Below are 24,321 nucleotides of genomic sequence, written 5' to 3'. Positions count from 1 at the left end.
CGAGCTGATCGCTCCGCATCTGCTGCACTTGGCCGTGCCGTTGGGGCCGGATTGCCAGTCGTGCTGGCCCGCTGGGCAGTTGCCTGACATGACCACCTCCACACGGGGATGTACCCGGCAGTGGCGTGGGGGGCCGTGGCCGAATGCGGACAGGGGCGCCCGTGCGGGTCGGGCGTCCCTGTCGCGCTCCCCAGAAGACCAGTCCGCCTCCGCGTGCGCGGAGCCGCGGAGCCAGGGGAAACACTCTTGGCCTCGGCGTACATCCTCACCCAGCACACGACAGCACTCACCCCCCACCACTCACACCAGTGCGTCCGAGCAAGCGACCCGGGTAGGGGAACCAGGCGGAAAGGCGGACGTTTTTCGCGCCACACCGCCGCCGCGGCGGGTGCGGACCCCCGCCGTAGGGCACGCTCTGCGGTGGGAGGAGTCCACCTCCCGCAGAACACGTCCCGCGACGAGAAGGCAGGAAACCATGCCCGATGACCCGATCCCCTCTCCCAAGGTCGCGGTGGGCGTCGACGGATCGGCGTCGGCGCGCGGAGCCCTGGAGTGGGCCGCTGCGGAGGCCGAGCTCAGGCAACTCCCCCTGTACGTCGTGCACGCCCTGTCCATGCCGCTGGTGATGTCGGTCTACGCCGGTCCCACCCGCTTTCCTCCCACCGAGGAGATGACCGCCCAGGGCCGCCGCCTCCTGGAGGAGGCCGCCGAGCACGTGCGCTCGCTGCGGCCGGGGCTGCGCGTGGAGACCGCGCTGGGGCTGGAGGAGCCGCCGCTGGCGCTGCTGCACCGCGTCGGCCACGGGGACCTGGTGGTCGTGGGTTCGCGCGGCATGGGTCCGGTGCGCTCGGTGCTGGCGGGCGCGGCCGGAATGCGGCTGGCCGCCAAGGCGCACTGCCCGGTGGTCGTCGTCCCCGGCACCGAGGGACGCGCGCCGCAACCGTCAGAACCGCTGCGGATCGCGGTCGGCGTGGACGGCTCGGTGGACTCCCGGCGCGCGCTGGACTTCGCCCTGCACCGGGCCGCGCTCCAGGAGGGCTCCTCGGTCGTGGTGGTGCACAGCTGGGAGGTCCCGCTGCCCTTCGCCACCGCCTCCCTCACCGAGTCCGGGTGGACACCGCCCGACGACCTGCTGGAACGCCAGTCCGAGGAACTCGTCTCGGGTGTGCTGGCCGAGGTGATGGACGACGCCACCGCCGATGTGGACATCTCCGCCGTGCGCACCCAGCGCAACCCGGTGGACGCACTGGTGGAGGCCGCCGCCGAGGCCGACCTGGTGGTCGTGGGCTCGCGCGGCCGGGGCGGTGTGCGCGGCGTGCTGCTGGGGTCGGTCAGCCAGGGCGTGATGCACAGCTCGCCGGTGCCCGTGGTCGTGGTGCCCCGGCACGCGGAGGAGGACTGAGCCCGCGATCAGCCCCAGCCGGTGCCGGGCATGCCGGACATGTCGGGCGCGCTGGGCAGCAGGCCGCCCGGAGCGAGGCTCTGGAGCTCCTGGTCGACCGTGCTCACCACCGAGCAACTGCTGCCCTCGACCTTCGCGCCGGGCGAGAGCAGTACCAGGGGGCTGCCGCAGGAGGGCTCCGTGGTGGGCTCGGCGGTGGCCTCGTCGGCCAGGAGGGGGGCGCTGGCCAGCCCGGCCAGGGCCAGGGCGGCGGCCGCGGTGAGGGCGGCACGCGTCAGGTTCATGCGCACGGGGAGGGTTCTTCCTTCTCGGGCGGAGGCCCGCGGACGGGCCGCGGCGGCGGAACACATCCAGTGTTCACCAAGAGTAGTTATACAGCAACTCTTAGTAAATGCACGTGGTGGCCAAGCCGCCTTCCGGAAAGGGAAAAGCCCCCGCGCGACCGGGTCGCGCGGGGGCTCCCGCGTCTCGCCGGACCCTCTCGAATCCCCCGATAGCGGAGGTCCGGCGCGGGCCGCGCGCTCACCCCCGTGGGCGCCCGACCCCGCACCCGCGCCGTGCCCCCGGGACCTCGTGGCCGTGACGGCCGCCCCCGTGGTCCGCGGGGTGCGCAGGTGCACAACCCCCTGTCTACCCGTCCTGCTCCGGGTAAACACGGACCCGCCCGGCCACCCGCCGCGGACATCGGGCACCACAAGCCCCTGACACCCGCCCACCAGGAACGACGGCGTCCGGTGGATTCCGCGCATCCGGCGCGAATTCCGCGCAAATTCCGCGCGAATCCCCTCCGCGCACCGGTACGCGACACCGGTTCCGGGACGACACACCCCGCTTCCCGGACCGGCGCGCGTCCGTGCGCTTCGTCACGGTCTCCTCACCCCCACCGGACTTTGTCCTACACTGAGCCCCGTGTCCGATAAAGCCCGCTTCCTGCGCATGGTGCTCATCTCCATGTCGCTGACGAGCACCGACGACGGACTCTGTCGCCGCCGGTGCCGCGACGGCGTGCGCTGACCGGGCCCCGTCCCCTTCCCCCGCGCGCGGTCTCCTCCGCGCCCGGCGTCCCCGCGGTACCGGTGTCCCGTCCCCGTTCGGCCACGGCCGACACCCGCTCCGTCACCGTTTGGACAGCTTCTCCGTGACCACTCACCCCTCCGCGCCTCCCGGCGCCGCCGAACCCGCCTCCGCGGACGCCGCACCGGACGCCGCCGCCGCGCCCATGCCGTCCGCCCTGTCCCTGGGCTGGCGCCCGGCCCTGTCCGTGCCCCAGCCACGCGCGGCCGAGGCCGAACCGGTCCGCTGGTGGCCGCTCGGCATCGCCCTGGCCGTGGCCGTGGGCCTGGCCGCCTACGTGTGGAACACCCACGGCGCGCTGCCCGCCGTTCTGCTGCTCCTGGGCACGGGACTGGGCTTCACCCTGTTCCACTCCCGCTTCGGCTTCACCTCCGCCTGGCGGCAGTTCCTCGCCGTGGGCAACGGCACCGGCCTGCGCGCGCACGCCGTGCTGCTGGGCACCACCGCGACCCTGTTCGCCCTGGTCATCGGCACCGGAACCGGCTTGTTCGGCAACGACCCGCAGGCCTCGGCCGGACCGATCGGCATCGCCCTGTTCCTGGGCGCGTTCCTGTTCGGAGTCGGCATGCAGCTGGGCGGCGCCTGCGCCTCGGGCACGCTCTTCGCGGTCGGCTCCGGCCAGTCGGCCATCGTCATCACCCTCGTCGGCTTCATCGCGGGATCGGTGATCTACAGCGCCGCGTGGCCGCTGGTCAACGACCTGCCCGCGCTGCCGCCGTTCCTGCTCTCCGACCACGTCGGGTGGGGCGGCTCCTGGGCGATCACCATCGCCGTGCTGGCGGCCGTGGTCGTGGGCACCCGCGCGGTGCAGAACCGCCGCGTCCCGCCGCCCGTGGGCACGCCGCCCTCGGCGCGGGGCCTGCTGCGCGTGGTCCGGGGCAGCTGGCCCATGATCATCGGTGCCCTGGTGCTGTCGGTGCTCGGCGCGGCGGTGCTGCTGGTCTCCGGCGGCGCCTGGGGCGTCACCTCCGCCTTCAACCTGTGGGGCGCCAAGGCGCTCCAGCTGGTGGGCGCGCACCCCGAGACCTGGGCGTTCTGGAACCAGCCCCAGCAGGCCGCGCAGCTCGCCGGTCCGGTGCTCCAGGACAAGACCAGCCTGACCAACATCGGCATCATCCTCGGCGCCGCCGTGGCCGCGGCCGCCGCCGGGGCGTGGAAGCTGCACACCGGCCTGAGCTGGAAGCTGGTCGCCGCCGGACTCCTGGGCGGCATCCTCATGGGCATCGGCGCCCGCCTGGCGGGCGGCTGCAACATCGGCGCCTACCTGGCCGGAATCGGTTCGGGCAGCCTGCACGGGTGGCTGTGGGCGGTCTTCGCCCTGGCCGGGACCTGGGCGGGGCTGCGGGCCCGCAGCCTGTTCGGTCTGGGCGTGCCCAAGCCGGGCGACAGCGTCTGCTGAATCCGGGCGCGGCGGTCGCCGCGGCACCGCTGACGGGGGGACGGGGAATGGACGACGCGGAGCACGTGCACGACGTGGTGGTGGTCGGCGGCGGACAGGCCGGGCTCGCCGCGGGGTACTTCCTGCGGCGGGCCGGGCTCGACTTCGCCGTCCTGGACGCGGGTGAGGCGCCGGGCGGTTCCTGGACCGAGTACTGGGACTCGCTGCGGCTGTTCTCCCCCGCCGAGCACAGCATGCTGCCGGGCTGGTGGATGCCCGCCGAAGAAGGGCGGGAGTACCCCAGCGCGCGGCACGTGGCCCGCTACCTGGCCGAGTACGAGCGCCGCTACGAGCTGCCCGTGCGCCGCCCGGTCCGCGTGGAGGCGGTCGAACGGGCGGACGGGGCGCTGCGCGTGCTCGCCCGGGAGGGGACCGGGCGCGGGCTCCCGTCGGGGACGCCCCGCTCCGTGGCGGAGCGGCCCGTGGACGGCGGCGGGCGGCAGGAGGGGGAAACGCGCGGCGGGCCTCCACCGGCCGCCCCCGGTTCCACTGGTTCCCCCGGCTCCCTCGCCTCCCCCGGTTCCCCCAGTACCACTGGTTCCCCCGGTACCAGTAGTTCCACTGGTTCCCCCGCCGGGATTGCCCCGCTGGTGGGCTGGCGCGCCCGCCACGTCATCAGCGCCACCGGTACCTGGCGGGCGCCGCACGTCCCCGACATCCCGGGCCGGGAGCTGTTCGCGGGCAAGCAGTTGCACACGGTCGACTACCGGGGGCCGGAGGAGTTCGCCGGGCAGCGGGTCGTGGTCGTGGGCGGCGGCAACTCCGCGGCCCAGATCCTCGCCGAACTGTCCGAGGTGGCCGAGACCACCTGGGCCACCGCGCGCCCGCCCCGGTTCATGCCCGACGACCTGGACGGGCGCGCCCTGTTCGACATCGCCACCCGCGCGCAGCGGGCGGCGCAGCGGGGCGGGCAGGCCCCCGAGGGCGTCGGCGGCCTCGGGGACATCGTGGCGGTGCCGAGGGTCCGCGAGGCGCGCGAGCGCGGCGCGCTCAAGGCCGAGCCGATGTTCGACCGCCTCACCCGCACCGGTGTGGCCTGGAACGACGGCACGGCCCTGGACTGCGACGCCGTCCTGTGGTGCACGGGGTTCCGGCCGGTGCTGGACCACCTGGCCCCGCTGGGGCTGGCGGACGGCCGGGGCCGGATCGCGCTGGAGGGGACCCGCTCCGTGGCCGAACCCCGGCTGTTCCTGCTGGGCTACGGGGACTGGACCGGTGCCGCGTCGGCCACCCTCATCGGTGCCGGGCGCACGGCCAAGGCCACCGTCGCCGAGATCACCGCCGCCCTCGCCCGGCAGGGGTGAGGGCCGCGGCTCCCGCCGGGAAGGGTTGAGGGCCGTCGCCCTCGTCCGGCGATCGCCGCCTTGACAGCGTCGCACGCCAGCGGAGTGACGCCGACCGGAGCGGGGCCACCGCCCGCTCCACCGTCGCGACCGTTGCGGGGCGCGAAGCCCCGGCGCCGACCAGGGCGGAGGCCGCCGTGTCCCTCGGCCGCCGCGACTCGTGTGGTGCACGTGGCCCCTGACACCGGCGTGATGCCGGGTAGGGCGGGGCCGCCGATCCCAGGCAGCCGCGTCCCGTGCGGAGCGCGGAACCCAACCACCGGCGTAACACCGGACAGGAACGGGGAATCGGACTCCAGCGGCCCTTACACCGCTGACCATTCACCGCTGACCGCGCGCTGACCATCGTCTACCGCTGAAAGCTCACCGCTCACCACTCACCGCTCAACCGACGATCGGCCGCTCCTCGGGCAGCTCGTACAGGCGCGGACGACGGCGCAGCGCCAGGGCCGAGGCCAGCGTGATCGGCCCGATCCGGCCCACGAACATCAAGAACATCAGCACCACATGCCCCAGCAAGGGCAGGTCGGCCGTGATGCCGGTGGACAGCCCGACCGTGGCGAAGGCCGACGTCGTCTCGAACAGGATCTGGTCCAGGGTGAACGGGGTGATCGTCATCAGCGTCAGCGTCCCCGCCAGCACCAGGCCCAGCGCCAGCAGCACCACCGTGGTCGCCTGCGAGGTGGTGCCCTCGGCCAGGCGGCGGCCCGACACGTGGACCGTGGGCTCACCGCGCACGTTGGCGTAGATCACGAAGGCCAGCACGGCGAAGGTCGTCACCTTGATGCCCCCGGCCGTGCCCGCGCTGCCGCCCCCGACGAACATCAGGATGTCGGTGACCAGCAGTGTCTGGGTGTTCATCTGTCCGAAGTCGAGGCTGTTGAAGCCCGCCGTGCGCGGCATCACCGACTGGAAGAAGGCGGTGAGCAGCTTCCCGCGCAGGTCGAGCCCGCCCATGGTCGCCGGGTTGGTCCACTCCAGGGCCAGGAAGGCCACGAACCCCACCACGAGCAGCAGCCCCGTCATCACCAGGGTGATCTTGACGTGCAGCGTCCAGTGGCGGTGCTCGGCCCGGCGCCGGGTGAAGCGCCACAGCTCCACCCACACCGGGAACCCGAGCCCTCCGGCCAGGACCCCCAGGGCCACCGGGACCGTGATCCAGGGGTCCTCGGCGAACCCCGTGAGACTGTCGGCGTAGAGCGCGAACCCGGCGTTGTTGAAGGCCGAGACGGCGTGGAAGACGCCCGTGTAGACGGCCTCGGGCAGGGGCAGCCCGTACCCCAGCCACCAGCGCAGCGTCAGCGCCACCGCCAGGGCCGTCTCGAACACCACCGTCACCACCAGGACCCCGGTGACCAGCTGGCGCACCTCGCCCAGCGTGACCACCTTGGCCTCCGAACCGGTGCGCACCGCCATCCGCAGCCCGAGCTGCCGACCGACCACCAGGGTCAGGACGGTGGCCAGCGCCATGATGCCGAACCCGCCGACCTGGATCAGGGCCAGGATCACCGTCTCGCCCAGCCCCGACCAGTAGGAGGCGGTGTCCACCACCGCCAGGCCGGTCACGCTGGCCGCCGAGGTGGCGGTGAACAGGGCCGTGTCGAAGGGCGCGCGCTCCCCGGCCCCGGTGGCGGCGGGCAGCGACAGCAGGCCCGCGCCGACCAGGATCAGGGCGGCGAAGGCCGCCGCCGTGAGCTGCGGCGGCTTGAACCATCCGGACAGGTCGCGCAGCCTCCGGTCCGCGCGGGCACCGGCGCGGACCGGGTTCCGCGGGACCCGCTGGGGCCGTGGGCCCGTCGGGTGCTGCCCGGTTCCCGTTCTCACCGGCCGCTCTCCCGGCATTCCGGTCCGGCGGCGTCCGGGCCGTCTGGCCCGCTCTCCCCGCCCTGCGGCCCGGAAACGGGGCCACCCGCCCCGGCCTCCCGGTTTTCCGGCCCGCTCTCACGACCTTCCGACCCGGGCACGCCCCCGGCAGCCCCTCCCCCGAGGCCGCCACCGGCGGGCCGGAACCGGTAGCCCAGTCCGGGTTCGGTGAGGAAGTAGCGCGGCCGGGGCGGGTCCGGCTCCAGGCGCTGGCGGATCTTGGTCATGAACACCCGCAGGTAGTTGGTCTCGCGCCCGTACGAGGGCCCCCACACCTCGTTGAGCAGGTGCTTGTGGGTGACCAGACGGTCGGGGTTGCGCGCCAGCACCTCCACGATGTGCCACTGGCGCGGCGTCAGCCGCACCGGCTCACCGCCGCGCAGGACCTGCTTGGCGGCCAGGTCCACCGTGAAGTCGGCGGTGACCACCGACGCCGTGTACTCGGGCACCGCGGAACGGCGCATGGCCGCGCGCACCCGGGCGAACAGCTCGTCCATCCCGAAGGGCTTGATGACGTAGTCGTCGGCGCCCAGGTCCAGCGCCTGGACCTTCATCGGCTCGGTGTCGCGCCCCGAGAGCACGACCACCGGCACGTCCGTCCACCCGCGCAGCCCACGCAGGACCTCCAGGCCGTCCATCCCGGACAGGCCCAGGTCGAGCAGGAGCAGGTCGGGGCGGTGGCGGGCCACCAGCCGCAGCGCGTGCTCACCGGTGTCGGCCAGGTAGGCCGTGTAGCCGCGGGCCCGCAGGTTCACCTCCAGCGTCCTGCGGATGAGGGGGTCGTCGTCGACGACCAGGACCGAGGGCGCTCTGTCCGCGCCGGTGCCGGTGTCCGTGTCCATGCTGGTCCGTATCTCCCCCGTTCGGACGCCCCGGGCGGGGCTCCGCGCTCACGATGCCAGGCGCGCCGCGTCCGCGGACGGCGGTGCGGGCGCCGTGTCCGCAGGTCGCGACGGCACCGGCGCCGCGGCGACTCCGCGCGGTGGCGGCCGGTACGAGAGGCACGTTAACGCTCCCTCCCAGCCCCGGTGCCGGATTTAGCGCCCCGTTAGCAGTGAAATGTCCGAAAACACGTCCGTGACCAGTCAGGATGGGGAGGCCGGAAGGGGGCACACGATGACACGCGGCCACTTGCGCGTCTACCTGGGCGCGGCGCCCGGTGTCGGCAAGACCTACCGGATGCTGGACGAGGCGCACCGGCGCCGCGACCGCGGCGCCGACGTGGTCATCGGGTTCGTGGAGAGCCACGGCCGGGCGATGACCGAGGCGATGGTGGACGACCTGGAGACGGTCCCGCGCGCCGTCCTGACCCACCGGGGCGCCCGCCTGGAGGAGATGGACCTGGACGCCGTGCTGGCCCGCCGACCGCAGGTCGTCCTCGTGGACGACCTCGCGCACGCCAACGCCCCCGGGGCGCGCAACGCCCGGCGCTGGCAGGACATCGAGGCCCTGCTGGAGGCGGGGATCACGGTGCTGTCCACGCTCGACGTCCAGCACCTGGAGTCGCTCAACGACGTCGTCGAGCGCGTTACCGGCACCCGCCAGAGCGAGACCGTGCCCGACGCGTGGGTGCGCGGGGCCGACCAGATCGAACTCGTGGACATGACGCCCGAGGCCCTGCGGCGGCGGCTCGCGCACGGCAACGTCTACGGCCCCGACCGGATCGACGCCGCGCTGGGCCACCGGTTCCGGGTCGACACCCTGACCGCCCTGCGCGAGCTGGCGCTGCTGTGGCTGGCCGGACGCGTGGACGACGAACTGAGGCGCCACCGGGGCGGACACCGCGCGGCCCCGGCGTGGCAGACCCGCGAACGCGTGGTCGTGGGTCTGAGCGGAGGCCCCGGCGGGGAGGCGCTCATCCGCCGGGCCGCCCGGATCGCGGGGCGCGGCGAGGGGGTCGAGCTGCTGGCCGTGCACGTGGCGCTCGGGGACGGGCCGGTGGGCGCCGACCCCGCCATGCTCGCCCGGCAGCGGGTGCTGGTGGAGGACCTGGGCGGCACCTACCACCAGGTCCTGGGCGAGGACGTGCCCGCCGCGCTGACCGCGTTCGCCCAGGGGGCGGACGCCACCCAGCTGGTCCTGGGCGCGAGCGGTCGGGGCAGGCTCGCCCGTCTGCTGCGGCCGGGAGTGGGCGCGGCCACCGCGGCACTGTCGGAGTCCATCGACGTCCACCTGGTCACCTTGGAGGAGACCGACCGCGGTTCCGGGCGGACGCGCTCGGGCGCGGTCTCGCGCCGCCGCAGGCTGGCGGGGTACGCGCTGGCGCTCACCGCGCTGGCGCTACTGGCGTTCGGCACCGGCGTCCCCCACAGCGAGGAGTACCTCAGCGGCGGAATCCTGCTGGTGTTCGCCACGGTGACGGCGACGGCGCTGGTCGGCGGGCTGTGGCCCGCGCTGGCCGCGGCGTTCAGCGGGTTCGTGGTGCTCAACCTCTTCTTCACCGAGCCCTACGAGACTCTGGTGGTCAACCAGCCGGGCAACCTGCTCACCCTCGTCGTGTTCGTGTTCGTGGCCGTGGCGGTGAGCGTGGTGGTCGACCAGGCCGCGCGGCGCACCCGCGAGGCGGCGCGGGCCAGCGCCGAGGCCCAGACCCTGGCCACGGTGGCCGGAAGCGTGCTGCGGGGTTCACGCCCCCTGGAGGCGCTGCTGGAGAGGCTGCGCGAGACCTTCTCCCTGGAGTCGGTGGCCCTGCTGGAGCGCAGGCCGCAGACCTCCTCCCGGCCCGACCACCGCAACGACCCGGCCGCGTGGGAGGCGGTCGCCTCCGTCGGGGAGCGCCCCCGCGGGGCCCCGGGCGGGGCCGACGTGGACGTGCCGGTGGACGAGGGGCTGACCCTGGTGCTGCACGGGCACCGGCCGCGCGCGGGCGAGCGGCGCATCATCGAGGCCTTCGCCGCGCAGGCCGCCGTCGCGCTGCGCCAGGAGCGGCTGGCCCAGGAGGCGGCCGCGGCCGGGACGCTGGCGGAGGCGGACCGGATGCGCACCGCGCTGCTGGCCGCGGTCAGCCACGACCTGCGGGCTCCCCTGGCCTCGGCCAAGGCGTCGGTGACCAGTCTGCGCAGCCGGGAGGTGCGCTTCAGCGAGGAGGTCCAGGCCGAACTGCTGGCCACGGCGGACGAGTCCCTGGACCGCCTGACCCGGCTGGTGACCGACCTGCTGGACATGAGCCGCCTCCAGGCGGGCGTGCTGGGCGTGACGGTCACGGGCCTGTCGCTGCGCGAGTCGGTGTTCGCGGTCCTGGACGACCTGGGCGGGCAGGGGCGCGCCGTGCGGGTGCGGGTGCCCGAGGAGCTGCCGGAGGTCGCGGCCGACCCCGGCCTGCTGGAGCGGGTGCTGGCCAACGTGGTGGGCAACGCCCTGCGCTTCAGCCCGCCCGACCGGCCGCCCTCGGTCACCGCCTCCTGGACGGGCGACCAGGTGGAACTGCTGGTGACCGACCACGGGCCGGGGGTGCCCGAGCACGAGCGCGAGCGCATGTTCGTGCCCTTTCAGCGGCTCGGGGACACCGACGGCGCCACGGGGCTCGGGCTGGGCTTGGCGCTCTCGCGCGGGCTCGTGGAGGCCATGGGGGGCTCGCTGCTGCCCGAGACCACCCCGGGCGGCGGGCTGACGCTGCGCCTGACCCTGCCCGTGGCGGGGGCGTCGGGTTAGGGCACGGTCGGCGGGCGCCGCCCGCCGACCGCAGTGCCCGGAGCTCGCGGAACAGGTGACCGCGGGTGCCGGCCGCGCCCGTTCAGCCCCGCAGGGCGGCGGCCGGGACGCCGTGCGCCTCGTCTCCGACGACCTGGTGCACGGTCATCCCGGGCAGGCGCGGGTACGCCGCCCCCGGGGCCGCCGCACCGGGCGGCTTCAGGCGCTCAACCGTCGCAGGTGCGTCAGCGTGGCCTCGGTGACAGGGCGCTCCACGTCGAGCTCGGCCAGGTAGTCCGCGGCCGCCTCCATCTCGTGCACGCGCCGACCGGCGTGCTGACGCGTGCCCTCCACCAGCCGGTCCACCAGGTCCCGGCCTCCCTCGCCGAGCTCGGCGGCGATCTGGTCTCGGATCTCCTCCTCCGCCCCGGCGGCGTCCGCGGCGTCGAGGGATTCGATGATCAGTGCGGCCAGCCCTTTCATGAACACGCTGCGCAGCAGCTTCCTGGCCGCGGCGTCACCGGCCTCGCGGGAGACCGCGCGGACGGGCGTACCCAGGGGGGACAGCTGAGTGGTGAAGGCCTCCGCTCCGGTTCCGGCCGCGAGGAGCGGTGTGCGGCTGCCCGCCCGCGGAACGGGGGCCATGACCGCGACGTCGGCGAAGGGCACCCCGGAGTCGGCGGCCAGCGCACCGATCGCGCTCTTCTCACCCGGGGAGAGGGTGTTCAGGTCCGCGTAGACGGCCGAGGCGGGCAGCAGGGGCAGGACCCGCGCGGCGACCTCCTCCGCGGCGGAGGGGCCGACGAGGCTGATCACGACCTCCGCACCGGTGATCGCGTCCTCCAGCTCGGAGCGCTGCACGATGGGCGTGTCGGACAACGAGACGAAGGGGTCGTGGCCCTGGACGCGCGCCCCGGCCCGCGCCAGTCCCTCACCGATGAGTCGGCCCGCCTCGCCCAGGCCGACCATTGTGATGACGGTCATCTCGTCCTCCATCAACGAAGCCATCTTGGCGTCAACAACATTGTTTACAATAATGCATACCAAGTTGAGCGAAAGGAAGACCATGACCCAGGAAGCAGTGGACCGGGGGGCGCGCCAGGGCGTGAGCGACGCCGAACGCGTGACGTCACAGCTTCGGCAGGCCATCGTCGCCGGAGAGTTCGCACCCCGGCAGCGGCTCGTGGAAACGGATCTCATCGAGATGTTCGACGCCAGCCGGGGCGCGGTGCGCGCGGCCCTGGCGACGCTCACGGTGGAGGGCCTGGTGGAGAGGGTCCGCAACCGCGGCGCCCGGGTGCGCGCCGTGGACCTGGACGAGGCACTGGAGATCGTCGAGGTGCGCGCGGCCCTGGAATCGCTGTGCGCGGCCCGGGCCGCCGAACGCATCGACGAGACCGGTGTGGCGAGGCTGCGCGCCCTCGGCGAGGTGATGCGCGAGGCCGTGGAGGCGGGCGACGGCGAGGCCTATTCGCAGGCCAACCGGGACCTGCACCAGGAGGTGATGGACATCAGCGGCGCCAAGGTGGCGCCCGACGTCGTCATGCGCCTGCGCGCCCAGAACGTCAGGTACCGCATCCGGCTGGCCATGCAGCCCAACCGTCCGGCCACGTCGCTACCCGAGCACCTGGAGATCGTGGAGGCGGTCTGCGCGAAGGACCCGGAGCGCGCCGCGGAAGCCATGCGGGCGCACCTGAACAGCGTTCACCAGGCCACTCGGGAGTACTTCGCCGAGCGGGGATGAGCACCCGCCCCGGGGGGGCACCGGCTCTGACCAGATGTTACGCGGGTATTGACTGTCGTCACCAAGATCGTTAACAATGTCGCTGACCAGTTTGTTTACAAAGGGGCGACATGTTGCATCATCAAGAACCCAGCGCTCACGCCCGCGAGCTCGTCCGGGGTGCCTACGACATCCATGTCCACATCGCCCCCGATGTGATGAAGCGCAGGGTGAGCGACCTCGAACTCGCCCCGCGCTTCCAACAGCTCGGCATGGCGGGCTTCGTGCTCAAGTCCCACTACACGCCCACGGCCGAACGAGCCGAGGTGGTCCGCAGCGTCCACCCGGGCGTCGACGTGCTCGGCGCCATCACGCTCAACGCCTCGGTGGGCGGGCTCAACCCCGTCGCGGTCGAGATCGCGGCGCGCGGCGGCGCCCAGTTCGTCTGGCTGCCGACCGTGGACAGCGACAACCAGCGCAGCTGTCTGGAGGAGACCCCCGAGGGAGCCACGCCTCCCATGTGGGCCCGCATCCAGCAGGACCTGCGGGACGCGGGCATCGTCAGTCCCGCCGTCGACGTGCTCGACGGGGACGGGGAGGTCACGGCAGCGACGCGCCAGGTCATCGACGTCATCGCCAAGCACGACATGACACTGGCCACCGGGCACCTGCACGGGGACGAGTCCGCGAAGGTGATCGCGCTCGCCCGCGAACGCGGCGTCCGGCGCCTCGTCGTCACCCACCCCGAGTTCACCTCGCAGCGCATCCCCGCACAGAACCAGAGAGCGCTCGCCGACCACGGCGCCTACCTGGAGCGCTGTCTGACCACCCCCCTGACCGGCAAGGTGTCCTGGCAGGTGTGGTTGGACAACATCCGGTCGGCGGGCCCGGAGTCCTCCGTCATCAGCTCCGACCTGGGGCAGCCCTTCAACCCCCCGGTGGAGGACGGCCTGGCGCTGGCCGCCGACGTCCTCCTCGACAACGGCTTCACCGATCAGGAGGTGCGCCTGATGGTGGTGCACAACTCGCGTCGGCTCGCGGGCGCGGACCCGCTCCCCGACGCCCCGGCGGCCCACCGCGCGGAGGAGGCGGTCTCCCCGTGAGCGTCGTCCTGGAGGTCGAGCACCTCACCAAGGAGTTCCAGCGCGACGACGTTGCCACGGTCGCCCTGCGCGACTTCAACCTCACCATCGAGGAGGGCACCTTCGTCACCATCCTCGGCCGCTCCGGCTGCGGCAAGTCCACCATGCTGAACCTGCTCTCCGGGCTGTCCAAGCCGACCTCGGGGCGGGTGCTGCACCGGGGCAGGCCGCACACCGGCCCCACCCCCGACATCGGCTACCTCACCCAGACCGACACGCTCATACCGTGGCGGAGCGTGCAGCGCAACGTAGAGATGCCCATGGAGATCACGGGTACCGCCAGGGCCGAGCGCGAGGCCAAGGCCCGCGAGCTCATCGCCACGGTCGGCCTGGCCGACTTCGCCGACAGCTACCCGCGCGAGCTCTCCGGCGGCATGCGCCGCCGCGCCAGCCTGGCCCGCATGCTGGCCAACGGCGCCGAGACCATCCTGATGGACGAGCCCTTCGGCGCCCTGGACGCGCAGCTGCGCTCCGAACTCCAGCGGGAACTGCTGCGCCTGTGGGCCGCGACCGGGCACACCATCGTGTTCGTCACCCACGACATCGAGGAGGCCCTGCTGCTCGGCGACCGCGTCGTCGTGCTGGGCCCGCTGGGCACCGTCCTGCTGGACCAGGAGGTGGACATCGACCGACCGCGCGACCCCGACGAGACCAAGGTGCTGCCGCGGTTCGTGGAACTGCACACCACACTGGCCTCCGCGCTGAAGAAGGGAGCGCGGCGATGACCACCGGATCGGTTTCGGGCACCCGTGCCAACGACGGTTTGAGCACGAGCGGACCCGTCAAGGAGGCCCGCCGACGCAGTTGGTGGCACCGCAACGGCCGCACCACCCTCGTGTGGGGACTGCGTGCGGGCGCGCTCCTGGTCTTCCTGCTGTTCTGGCAGGTGGCCGGCGGGGCGGTCGCCAACCCCATGTTCGTCTCCAGTCCGGTCGCGGTGGGCGAACAGCTGCGCGACTGGATCGTGGACGGCACCTTGGGCACGCACACCTGGATCACCATCCAGGAGGTGCTGCTCGGCTACGTCATCGGCGCCGCCACGGGCGCCCTCGCCGGGTTCGCGCTCGCCTCGGTCCGCCTCGTCTACGACGTGTTCGAGCCGTTCATGATGGCGCTGTACTCGATCCCGAAGGTGGCCCTGGCGCCGCTGTTCATCGTGTGGTTCGGCATCGGGATCGACATGAAGGTCATCCTGGCGGCCGTGAGCGTGTTCTTCCTGGTGTTCCTCAACACCGCCGCCGGCGTCCGCGACGTCGACCGGGGCCTCATCGACGCCGTCCGGCTGATGGGCGGCTCCAACAGGGACATCGCGTTCAAGGTGGTGCTGCCGGGCTCCATGTCCGGCCTGATGACCGGACTGAAGGTCTCCATCCCGTACGCGCTCATCGGCGCGGTCATCGGTGAGCTCGTCGCCTCCAACCGCGGCCTGGGATACCTCATCAACGACGCCGCCGCGCAGTTCAACACGGCGGGTGTGTTCGCCGCGGTCGTGGTGCTGACCGCGCTGGCCATGGCACTCAACGCCATCGTGGGCGTCTTGGCCTCCCGCGCCAACCGCTGGAAGCCGCTCGACGCCGAGTAGGCCCCGAGCGAACGCCGTGCGGCGCATCCCCCGAGGCCGAGGACGTTCCGCGGCCGCCCACCCCTCAACCGAGAGCAACACACCATGAAACTCAGCACGCACCTCAAGAGGGCTGCCGCGGTCGCGGCGACCCTGAGCCTCGTCGCTACCGCGGGCTGCGCCGGCGGCGCGGCCGACTCCGACCCGGACGTCCTCAACGTGGGCCAGATCAGCGACTCCGTCGCGTTCTTCCCCCTCTACGTCGCCGAACAGCAGGGCTACTTCGACGACGAGGGCGTCGAACTCGGCGAGCGCCCCCGCCTGGGCACCGGCGCCAAGCTCGCGGCGGCCCTCACCTCCGGTTCCATCGACGTCGCCGCTGGGGTCCTCACCGACGCGTTCAACCTGGCGGAGAGCAATCCGGACACCCAGATCACCGGTTCCCTCGTCACCGAGTACTACGTGGACATCGTGACGACCACGGACTTCGACGGACCGGCGGCCGACGCTCCCCTGGAGGAGAGGATCCGGGCCCTGGAGGGCAGGAACATCGGCATCACCGGCCCGGGGTCGGGCACCGAGGCGCTGCTCATCTACCTGTTCGAGCAGGTGGGCCTCGACGCCAAGACCGACGCCACCCTGGTGAACCTGGGCGCGGTCCCCTCGTCGGCCATCGGCGCCCTGTCCGGAGGGCAGGTGGACGCGCTGGCCTTCTTCCAGCCGACCGGCCAGATGGCCGCGGCGGAGGGGGCCGGTCAGATCTACGTCTCCCCGCAACGCGGAGACATCCCCGACCTGTCCGGCGCACTGCACGGCACGCTGTTCAGCACCGGCGCGGTGATCGAGCGCAAGAGCGAGCAGATCGACGCCTTCAACCGGGCCGTCAACCGGGCCCTGGAGTTCATCGCGACCGACCGGGAGGGGAGCGCGGAGCTGCTCGCGGCCTACCTGGAGGGCACCGACCCCGAAGCGGTGGAGGCCCTCACCACGATCCTCCCGCAGGAGTTCGCCGCCTCGACCCTGGTGACGGAGGACTCCTTCGACGTCGCGGTGAACTTCCACCAGGAGTCCCAGCTGGTCGAGGAGGCGCCCGACTACGCCTCCCTCGTCTGGTCCGGGGTCCAGGAGTAGCACGGCACGGGGGCGGGCCGCGCGCCGCCGCTGCGGCGGCGCGCGGCCCGCCCCGACGGCCACCACACCGCGCCGAGCACAACGGGCTCCGCGCACGACCGCACGAGGACGAGGATGACACGTTCGAAGACACCGCCGGCCGGGGAAGGGCTCGCGGGAGAGCAGGCGCGGCCGGCCCCGGCGGCGACCGGCCCGGCCGCCGCGCCCGGGGCCGACGAGCCGCGCCCCGGGACGCGGGTCCGCGGGCACCAGCTGGCGATCCCCTCGGTCCTGATGCGCGGAGGCACCTCACGCGGACCGTTCTTCGCCCGCGCGGACCTTCCCGCCGACGACGAGACCCTCGCCCGGGTGCTGCGGGCCGCGCTCGGCTCCCCCCACCCGTTGCAGGTCGACGGTCTGGGCGGCGGGCATCCGCTCACCTCCAAGGCGGGCATCGTCGGTCCGAGCACGGAGCCCGGTGTCGACCTCGACTTCCGCTTCGCCCAGCTGCGGCCCGACGACGACTCCGTGGACATGAACGCCAACTGCGGCAACCTGCTGGCCGCGGTCGTGCCCTTCGCCGTAGAGACCGGGATGGTCGTGCCCGTCGCGGACACCACGACCGCGCGGGTGCGCACCCTCAACACCGGAGCGGTCGCGGAGGTCTCGGTGCGCACGCCCCGCGACCGCGACGGCGTGCGCGGCGTCGAGTACGCCGGGGACACCCGTATCGACGGCGCGCCCGGCTCCTCCTCACCGGTGACGATCGGCTTCCTCGACACCGCCGGATCGGTCGCCGGTTCCCTGCTGCCGACACGGAACCGCCGCGACACGGTGGAGGTGCCCGGCCTGGGACCGGTCGAGGTCACCTGCATCGACAATGGGCAGCCCCTCGTCATCGTGGCCGCCTCGGCACTCGGCGCCACCGGACGGGAGGGCCCCGCCGAACTCGCCGCGGACTCCGTGCTGCGCGAACGGGTCGAGGCGCTGCGGCTGGCCGCCGGAGCGCTCATGGGCCTGGGCGACGTCTCGGCCCGCAACTACCCGAAGATGACGCTGGTCTCGCCGCCGCGCGACGGAGGGGCCCTGTCCACGCGCAGCTTCATCCCCCGGGTCGTCCACGAGTCGATCGGGGTGCTGGCCGCCGTCACCGCCGCCACCGCCTGCGTGCTCCCCGGAACGGTCGCGCACGAGCTGGCGGTCCTGCCGGTCACGCGCGACGCCGAGGCCACGCTGTCCATCGAGCATCCGAGCGGGGCCTTCGAGGTGCGGCTCGGCTGGGAACCCGGCGACCCCGCCCGCGTCACCCGTTCCGCCCTCGTGCGCACCGCACGCGCGCTCATGGCCGGAGACATCCGCGTCCCCCTGAACGCCTGGAACCCGAAGGAAGAACTCTGATGATCATCGACTGCCACGGACACTTCACCACCGCGCCCGCCGCCCTGGGCCAGTGGCGCCAGGCCCAGATCGCGGCGCTCGACGGCGGCCCCGAGCCCGGTGAGCTGCACATCGGCGACGACGAACTGCGCGAGGCGATCGAGGGCAACCAGCTCGCCCTCATGGACCAGCGCGGGATCGACCTGACCGTCTTCTCCCCGCGGGCCTCCTTCATGGCCCACCACATCGGGGACTCGACCACCTCCTCCCGGTGGGCCCGGATCTGCAACGACCTCATCGCCCGCGTGGCCGAGCTCTTCCCGGAACGCTTCGCCCCCGCCGCCATGCTCCCGCAGTCACCGGGTGCGGACCCGGCCGGATGCCTGCCCGAGCTGCGCCGCGCCGTGGAGGAGCTCGGCGCGGTGGCGATCAACCTCAACCCGGACCCCTCCGGCGGGGCCTGGGACTCCCCTCCGCTCACCGACCGTTCGTGGTACCCCGTCTACGAGGCGATGTGCGAGTACGACATCCCCGCGATGGTGCACGTGTCCACGAGCGTCAACCCCGCCTTCCACACCACCGGGGCGCACTACCTCAACGCCGACACCACGGCCTTCATGCAGCTCGTCCAGGGCGACCTCTTCGCCGACTTCCCGGACCTGCGGCTCGTCATCCCCCACGGGGGCGGTGCGGCGCCGTACCACTGGGGGCGCTTCCGCGGGCTGGCGATGGCGCTCGGCAGGCCCGAACTGGAGAAGCACGTGCTCGGCAACGTGTACTTCGACACCTGCGTGTACCACCAGCCGGGCATCGACCTGCTGCTCGACGTCGTCCCGCACGAGAACGTCCTGTTCGCCTCGGAGATGATCGGCGCCGTCCGCGACATCGACCCGCGCACGGGGCACCACTTCGACGACACCGGCCGCTACCTCCTCGGCGCGGACCTGCCCGGGGCCGCACGCGAGGCGATCCTGGAGGGCAACGCGCGCCGGGTGTACCCGCGGCTCGACGCCAGGTTGAGGGAGCAGGGCCGCTGAGGACCGCCCCGAACCCATCCACACACCCACGAGGGAGAGTCATGACCGAGCTCGGAGTCGTCCACCGTTCCATAGAGCGCGCCGCGCCAGAAGCCGTCGAGGCGCTGTCCCGCTTCGGGGTCGCCACCGTGCACGAGGCGCAGGGCCGTACGGGCCTGCTGCGGCCCTACGTCCGTCCGGTCTACCCGCGGGCCAGGCTGTGCGGGACCGCCGTCACCGTGCTGCTCCAGCCCGGTGACAACTGGATGTTCCACGTCGTCGCCGAACAGATCCGGCCCGGCGACGTCGTCGTGGCCGGCTGCACGACGGAGTCCGAGGACGGGTTCTTCGGCGAGCTGCTGGCCACCTCGTTCCGTGCGCGGGGCGCCGCGGGCCTGGTCATCGACGGCGGCTGCCGGGACGCCGCGGAACTCGCCGAGATGGACTTCCCCGTCTTCAGCCGTGCGATCAACGCCAAGGGCACCGTGAAGGCGACGCTGGGCTCGGTCAACGTGCCCGTCACCGTGGCAAACGCCCTGGTCCACCCGGGCGACGTCGTCGTCGCCGACGCCGACGGAGTCGTCGTGGTGCCCCGCGACCGCGCCCCACAGGTGGCCGAGGCCGCACGACTGCGCGAGGAGAACGAGGAGGCCAAGCGCGCCCGGTTCCGCAACGGCGAGCTGGGCCTGGACATCTACGGCATGCGCGAGAAGCTGACGACGGCCGGTCTGCGCTACGTCGACTGACGCACGCAGGAGCGTCCCGTCGGCGTGCCCCCTAACGCGGGAGTGCTGGGAGCAACGGCGTCCACGGCCCGGTGGACGCCGTTCGCGTGGGGCGGGGCACCGCCCCTCCGGGGCGGGTGCGCACGGGCGGCCACGCACCCGTCCCGGCGGCCGGTCAGGCCGGGTCCTCCCGCGCCCCCTCCGCCTTGGGGCGGGTCTCGATCTCGCGCAGGGTGACCTGGAGGTGCTCCTCCATCGCCGCCACCGCGCGGGCCGGGTCGCCGCTCAGCACCGCCTCCAGCACCTCCTCGTGCTCGGTCGCGGACACCGCCGGGTCATCCGCCGTGGCCAGGAAGCGGCGGTGGCTCTGCTCGCGGCTGTCGGCCAGCGACCGTTCGAGCGCGTCCAGGATCTGGGTGAGGCTCCGGTTGCCCGAGGCCGAGATCAGGGCCTGGTGGAAGGCGAAGTCGGTGCGCACGCGGTTGGGCACGTCCAGGGGCGCGGCGCGCATGTCGGCGATGGCCTGGCGGGCCCGGGCGATGTCCTCGCGGGTCTGCTCCTCCTCCGGTCCGGCGATGCGCTGCGCGGCCAGCCGGGCGCCGTGCACCTCCAGCGCTTTGCGGATCTCGGTGAACTCCATCAGCGCCCGGCGGTCGCGCAGCACCGACAGGGCCACGAAGTTCTCCACCGGCAGGGCGTTGGGCGAGGCGATGACCGCGGGCTTGCCCTGGCGGCGGTGGATCAGGCCCTTGGCCTCCAGGGTCCTCAGCGCCTCGCGCAGCACGACCCGGCTCACCCCGAAGCGTTCGGCGAGTTCCTTCTCCGAGGGCAGCTGGTTGCCCGGCTGCGCATCGGGGCCCACGCACAGCTCCTCCACGAAGGCGACGACCTGCGAGGTCAGCGAGTTCGGTCGGGCGTGCCGCGGCTGGGACCGGCCCGCGAGCCCTTCGCCCTGGGTTCCCGGCGACGCTGATCCCATCGTGTACGCCTCGTCCTTCGCTGGAGGGATGTGCCGAATCCTCAGCGTACAGACGCCGGGGCCCGCGGGCGGACCGGCGCCACCCCATTGACTACCTAGCAGCTTGTACTACAAGATGACCGCACCGGCACGGGCCCGCGTCGTCTCGACCGCGCGGCCCTGCCGTGAGCACGCGTGCGAGCGGTGTGTCCGACCCCGGACGGCCGCCGACCGCACCGACACGAGCGCGGGTACCGCCCGCGCACGGGCGGCGACGGCGGGCGCGGCGGCGGGTCGGAAACCCTCCCCCCACCGCGCCCGCACGACCGCGCCCACGAGCCGACCGGAGGGCAACGGTGGACAGGTCCGACAGGGAAATCTGCATGAGCGCGTGGGAGGGGGCGGAGAACGTCCACGGCGCGGTCGCCCCTCCGGTGTTCCAGACCAGCATCTTCACCAAACCCTCGTTCGAGGCGTTCATCGAAGAGCAGGAACAGGAACACGAGAGGTACGTCTACAGCCGCGGTGCCAATCCCACGGTCGCCTTTCTGGAGGAGAGGCTGGCCCTTCTGGAGCGCGGCGAGGCCTGTAAGTGCTTCGGTTCCGGAATGGGCGCGATCAGCGCCGTTCTGATGAGCCTGCTGCGCGGTGGGGACCACATCCTCTTCGTCAACAGCACCTACGGCCCGGCCCTGGAGATGGCCGAGCACCTGCGCGGTTTCGGCATCGACCACACCGTGCTCCCCGACGGCACCTCCGACATCGAGCCCCACCTGCGGGAGAACACGGCGCTGGTCTACGTCGAGAGCCCCGGGACCATGCGGATGAAGGTCCTGGACGTGGCCGCGATCGCCCGCACGGCCCGGGCCAGGGGGATCTGGACCGTGATGGACAACACCTGGTCCACGCCGCTCTTCCAGAAGCCGATCCTGGCCGGGGTGGACATCGTCATCCACTCGTGCACCAAGTACATCGGCGGTCACAGCGACGTCCTGGGCGGGGCGGTAATCGGCCCCGCCTCCTTCGTGCGCGACCTCTTCTACACGGGGTTCCAGCTCCTGGGCTCGGTCATGTCGGCCGTCGAGGCGTCGATGGTGCTGCGCGGGCTGCGGACGCTGCCGATCAGGATGGCCGAGCACGAGCGCAGCGCCGTGCGGGTCATCGACTACCTGGCGACCCGGCCCGAGGTGGCGGCGATCCACCACCCCCACCACGACCACCGGCCCGACGACCCGCTGATCAGGAACCAGTTCAGCGGTTTCTCCGGGCTGCTCAGTTTCGACCTGAAGGACGCCTCCTTCGAGAAGGTCGCGGCCTTCATCAACCGTTTGTCGCTGTTCCGGATCGGCGCGAGCTGGGGCGGCTACGAAAGCCTGGTCACCGCCCCCGTCAGGCCCGGAAAAGAGGAGGCGATGCGGGAGAAGGGATTCTCCCCCGGAATGGTCCGCCTCTCCGTGGGCCTGGAGGGGGCCGACAGCCAGATCGAGGATCTCGAAAGGGCTTTCACCGCACTGTAGAAGACCGAAAGCGGTCATCACCGAGAGGAAAGTAGATGGCTAACCCCCCGGACGAAAACGTCCGCCGACCCGGCGTGGCGGCGGCGTGCGTCCCCGTGGTCATCACCGTCGCCATTCTGGTCGGCGGCATCGGCGTCCTGAAGTACCCCGCCGAGCTCATGCTCATCTTCGCGGGGGTGGTGTTCGCCCTCTTCGCGCTCTGGCACGGCGTGCGCTGGGACGACGTGCTGACGAACATGGGCGACAAGCTCAGGAGCGCCCTGCCCGCGGTCCTGATCCTGCTCAGCATCGGCATGCTCATCGGCTCGTGGATGATCGCCGGAACGATCCCCCTCATGGTCTACTACGGCCTGGAGCTCATCAACCCGTCCTACCTGTACGTGCTGGCCTTCCTGGCCACCGCGCTGGTCTCCACCTTCACCGGCACCTCCTGGGGCGCCGGCGGCACGATCGGGGTCGCCCTGATCGGGGTGGCCCAGACGATGGACGTGTCGCTGGCGATCACGGCGGGCGCGGTCGTCTCCGGCGCCTACTTCGGGGACAAGCTCTCGCCGCTGTCGGACACCACCAACATGAGCTCGCTCGCGGCGGGCGCCGACCTGTACGAGCACATCCGGCACATGCTCTACACGGCCGTGCCCTCGTCGGTGCTGGCCGCCGTCGTCTTCCTGCTCGCGGGCACCACCATCACCACCTCGCCCGCCGGCCTGGGCGGTATCGACGAGGTCGTCACCGAGCTGAACGGGCTGTTCACCCTCAACCCGCTGCTGCTGATCCCGGCGGTGGTCGTGCTCGCCGGGTCCATCATGAGGAAACCGCCGCTGGTCGTGCTGTTCGCCTCGTCCATGACGGCGCTGCTGATCGCGCTGCTGGTCCAGGGGGCGAGCGTGGGCGACCTGTTCGCCGCGGTCGTCTCCGGATTCACCACCGACATGCTGCCGCAGGGGGACGGGGTCTCCGACGTCCTGGCCGAGCTGCTGAACCGGGGCGGGCTGTACTCGATGTACAACTCGGCGTTCTTCGTCTTCTGCGCCTTCTTCTTCGCCTCGGCGCTGGAGAAGTCGGGCGTGCTGCGGGTCCTGTTGGAGGGGCTCATCGCCAGGCTGCGGTCCACGGGCAGCCTCATCCTCACCACCCTGCTCTCCGGCTTCACCATCATCAACGGCACCTCCAACGCCCTGGTGACCTTCTTCCTGGTCAAGGACGTCTACGGCGACGCCTACCGGGCCAGGAACCTGCACCCGGTCAACCTGTCGCGCAGCATGGAGGACTCGGTCACGATCACCGAGGTGCTCATGCCGTGGACGGTGTCGGGAGTCTTCTTCGCCACGACCCTGGGCGTGGCCAACTTCGAGTTCCTGCCGTGGGCGGTGTTCAACTGGGGCGGTTTCCTGTTCTCCGCCCTGATCGCCTTCCTGGCGCCGCTGACCCGGGGCTTCGGCATCCGCCGCCTCGAACCGGAGCAGGAGCGCTCCACGACGTGAGCCCCACCCGGGGCGGCCACGCGAAAGGGGAGCGGAGCACGTGCGAGGCACGTGCTCCGCTCCCCTCGGGCATGAGGGCGGCCGGGTCGGCGGCCCCGGCGGGGCGGGGGCTCGCGGCCCTCCCCGTCCGGCCGGTCGGGAGACGCCCGCTGGCGGGGGGCCGTCCGCGACCGTCCGCGAAGGCGGCACCTACCGGCCCTTCTTCATGTCCTCCTTGCCCTGGCGCAAGCGCCCCTTGGCCATCTCGGCGCGACCCTCGTTCTTCATGCGGTCGTTGCCGGTGGCCTTGCCGGTGGTCTCCTTGGCCTTGCCCTTGACCATCTCGGCCTGGCTGCGGCCCTTCTCACTGGCGCTCATGTTCTTCCTCCTTCGGTGGTCCTCGCGAGGAGCGGCGTACTGCTGCGAACCGCCCTTCGCCCGTCCCACTGCCCGAAACAGGAAACCCTAAAATCCCCGCAAAGCCCTCGGAACGCTCCACACCCGCCGCCACCACCGCTGTCGCGCCCGAACACGGACCGGAACCAGGCCCGAAAACACGCGCCGCAGCGGGCCCGGGCACCGCCGCTGTCGGTCGCGGACAGCCGCGCGGGGCACCGTTCGGCGCCGTGGGCCCGGGTGCCGCCTCCGGGAGCGGGCCGCGCTCACGGGCCTCCGGACTCCGCCACGGCGCCCCGGGGCCGCACCGGCCCGCGGCCCTTGGGGGCAAGGCCCCCGGACCTGGCCCGGGAGGGGAACGGTACCCTCGTCGAGCCAGTCGAACTCCACCTCGTGGGGCAGGGAACCCGGTGCGAATCCGGGACTGACGCGCAGCGGTGAGGGTGACGGGCGGGCACGCCCCGGGGACGCGGTTCCCCGGGACAGCCACTGGAGCGCAACGCTCCGGGAAGGCGCTCCGCACCGGTCGATCCCGAGTCCGAAGACCTGCTGGCGCTGGCGGTGACGGGCCGCCAGGTCGACC

General features: G+C 72.7%; 19 protein-coding genes, 1 pseudogene and 1 riboswitch. Of the genes and pseudogenes, 14 read left to right on the top strand and 6 right to left on the bottom strand.

The genetic code is table 11. The features are described from left to right. The first annotated feature begins 475 nt into the window (after positions 1–475). Entirely contained in the window at positions 476–1,402 is a 927-nt protein-coding gene (locus ACSTA4_RS12705) for a universal stress protein (RefSeq protein ID WP_444963699.1), read from the top strand. Between the two features lie 8 nt (positions 1,403–1,410). Here the strand turns inward: ACSTA4_RS12705 and ACSTA4_RS12700 are convergent, their stop codons facing one another. Then, a complete protein-coding gene (locus ACSTA4_RS12700) occupies positions 1,411–1,686 on the bottom strand; it encodes a hypothetical protein (RefSeq protein ID WP_444963698.1) in 276 nt (91 codons plus the stop codon). A gap of 854 nt (positions 1,687–2,540) precedes the next feature. Here ACSTA4_RS12700 and ACSTA4_RS12695 point away from each other — a divergent pair. Further along, on the top strand, positions 2,541–3,875 hold the full coding sequence (locus tag ACSTA4_RS12695; protein WP_444963697.1) for a YeeE/YedE family protein: 1,335 nt from the start codon (positions 2,541–2,543) through the stop codon (positions 3,873–3,875). A 47-nt stretch (positions 3,876–3,922) separates the two neighbouring features. Then, positions 3,923–5,218 carry an FAD-dependent oxidoreductase gene (locus tag ACSTA4_RS12690; RefSeq protein ID WP_444963696.1) on the top strand — a complete coding sequence of 432 codons (1,296 nt, stop codon included), beginning with the start codon at positions 3,923–3,925 and terminating at the stop codon, positions 5,216–5,218. A 423-nt stretch (positions 5,219–5,641) separates the two neighbouring features. On the opposite strand, the gene ACSTA4_RS12685 is transcribed toward ACSTA4_RS12690, so the two are convergent. Continuing rightward, on the bottom strand, positions 5,642–7,081 hold the full coding sequence (locus ACSTA4_RS12685) for a TrkH family potassium uptake protein (RefSeq protein ID WP_444963695.1): 1,440 nt from the start codon (positions 7,079–7,081) through the stop codon (positions 5,642–5,644). A gap of 110 nt (positions 7,082–7,191) precedes the next feature. Next, positions 7,192–7,962 (bottom strand): annotated as a pseudogene (locus tag ACSTA4_RS12680) (response regulator); the annotation flags it as partial. A 274-nt stretch (positions 7,963–8,236) separates the two neighbouring features. Here ACSTA4_RS12680 and ACSTA4_RS12675 point away from each other — a divergent pair. Beyond that, complete coding sequence (locus tag ACSTA4_RS12675) at positions 8,237–10,771, top strand: ATP-binding protein (protein ID WP_444963694.1); 2,535 nt, start codon at positions 8,237–8,239, stop codon at positions 10,769–10,771. Between the two features lie 198 nt (positions 10,772–10,969). Here ACSTA4_RS12675 and ACSTA4_RS12670 read toward each other — a convergent pair whose 3' ends face one another. After that, the gene (locus tag ACSTA4_RS12670) at positions 10,970–11,734 is read right to left on the bottom strand and encodes a DUF1932 domain-containing protein (RefSeq protein ID WP_444963693.1); all 765 of its coding nucleotides are present in this window, start codon (positions 11,732–11,734) and stop codon (positions 10,970–10,972) included. An 82-nt stretch (positions 11,735–11,816) separates the two neighbouring features. Between ACSTA4_RS12670 and ACSTA4_RS12665 the strand changes: the two genes are divergently transcribed. From ACSTA4_RS12665 to ligK, 8 genes are all read left to right on the top strand, one after another. After that, positions 11,817–12,494 carry a GntR family transcriptional regulator gene (locus ACSTA4_RS12665; protein ID WP_249351927.1) on the top strand — a complete coding sequence of 226 codons (678 nt, stop codon included), beginning with the start codon at positions 11,817–11,819 and terminating at the stop codon, positions 12,492–12,494. Positions 12,495–12,604: 110 nt separating this feature from the next. Next, positions 12,605–13,576, top strand: a complete 972-nt coding sequence (locus ACSTA4_RS12660) for a DUF6282 family protein (RefSeq protein WP_444963692.1) — start codon at positions 12,605–12,607, stop codon at positions 13,574–13,576. Beyond that, a complete protein-coding gene (locus tag ACSTA4_RS12655; protein ID WP_444963691.1) occupies positions 13,573–14,340 on the top strand; it encodes an ABC transporter ATP-binding protein in 768 nt (255 codons plus the stop codon). Before ACSTA4_RS12660 ends, ACSTA4_RS12655 begins: the two co-directional genes overlap by 4 nt. Then, the gene (locus ACSTA4_RS12650) at positions 14,337–15,197 is read left to right on the top strand and encodes an ABC transporter permease (protein ID WP_212640240.1); all 861 of its coding nucleotides are present in this window, start codon (positions 14,337–14,339) and stop codon (positions 15,195–15,197) included. The genes ACSTA4_RS12655 and ACSTA4_RS12650 overlap by 4 nt, the downstream gene beginning before the upstream one ends. An 84-nt stretch (positions 15,198–15,281) precedes the next feature. Then, positions 15,282–16,307 carry an ABC transporter substrate-binding protein gene (locus tag ACSTA4_RS12645; protein ID WP_444963690.1) on the top strand — a complete coding sequence of 342 codons (1,026 nt, stop codon included), beginning with the start codon at positions 15,282–15,284 and terminating at the stop codon, positions 16,305–16,307. A 114-nt stretch (positions 16,308–16,421) separates the two neighbouring features. Beyond that, positions 16,422–17,684 (top strand): 4-oxalomesaconate tautomerase, encoded by a 1,263-nt coding sequence (locus ACSTA4_RS12640; protein WP_444963689.1) that lies wholly within the window; start codon positions 16,422–16,424, stop codon positions 17,682–17,684. After that, a complete protein-coding gene (locus ACSTA4_RS12635) occupies positions 17,684–18,700 on the top strand; it encodes an amidohydrolase family protein (protein ID WP_444963688.1) in 1,017 nt (338 codons plus the stop codon). The genes ACSTA4_RS12640 and ACSTA4_RS12635 overlap by 1 nt, the downstream gene beginning before the upstream one ends. A gap of 41 nt (positions 18,701–18,741) precedes the next feature. Then, a complete protein-coding gene (ligK, locus tag ACSTA4_RS12630; RefSeq protein WP_444963687.1) occupies positions 18,742–19,425 on the top strand; it encodes a 4-carboxy-4-hydroxy-2-oxoadipate aldolase/oxaloacetate decarboxylase in 684 nt (227 codons plus the stop codon). 154 nt (positions 19,426–19,579) lie between these two features. On the opposite strand, the gene ACSTA4_RS12625 is transcribed toward ligK, so the two are convergent. Continuing rightward, a complete protein-coding gene (locus ACSTA4_RS12625; RefSeq protein ID WP_444963686.1) occupies positions 19,580–20,383 on the bottom strand; it encodes a FadR/GntR family transcriptional regulator in 804 nt (267 codons plus the stop codon). A gap of 362 nt (positions 20,384–20,745) precedes the next feature. Here ACSTA4_RS12625 and ACSTA4_RS12620 point away from each other — a divergent pair, with 362 nt between their 5' ends. Continuing rightward, the gene (locus tag ACSTA4_RS12620) at positions 20,746–21,879 is read left to right on the top strand and encodes a trans-sulfuration enzyme family protein (protein WP_444963685.1); all 1,134 of its coding nucleotides are present in this window, start codon (positions 20,746–20,748) and stop codon (positions 21,877–21,879) included. 35 nt (positions 21,880–21,914) lie between these two features. Next, positions 21,915–23,363, top strand: a complete 1,449-nt coding sequence (nhaC, locus tag ACSTA4_RS12615; RefSeq protein WP_444963684.1) for a Na+/H+ antiporter NhaC — start codon at positions 21,915–21,917, stop codon at positions 23,361–23,363. Positions 23,364–23,552: 189 nt separating this feature from the next. Here the strand turns inward: nhaC and ACSTA4_RS12610 are convergent, their stop codons facing one another. After that, a complete protein-coding gene (locus ACSTA4_RS12610; RefSeq protein WP_130397637.1) occupies positions 23,553–23,720 on the bottom strand; it encodes a CsbD family protein in 168 nt (55 codons plus the stop codon). Positions 23,721–24,098: 378 nt separating this feature from the next. Beyond that, positions 24,099–24,306: riboswitch (cobalamin riboswitch) on the top strand. The last annotated feature ends 15 nt before the right edge of the window (positions 24,307–24,321 follow it).

The sequence above is a fragment of the Nocardiopsis sp. M1B1 genome, assembly GCF_052466615.1.
This window is presented reverse-complemented; position numbering and strand designations above follow the sequence as displayed.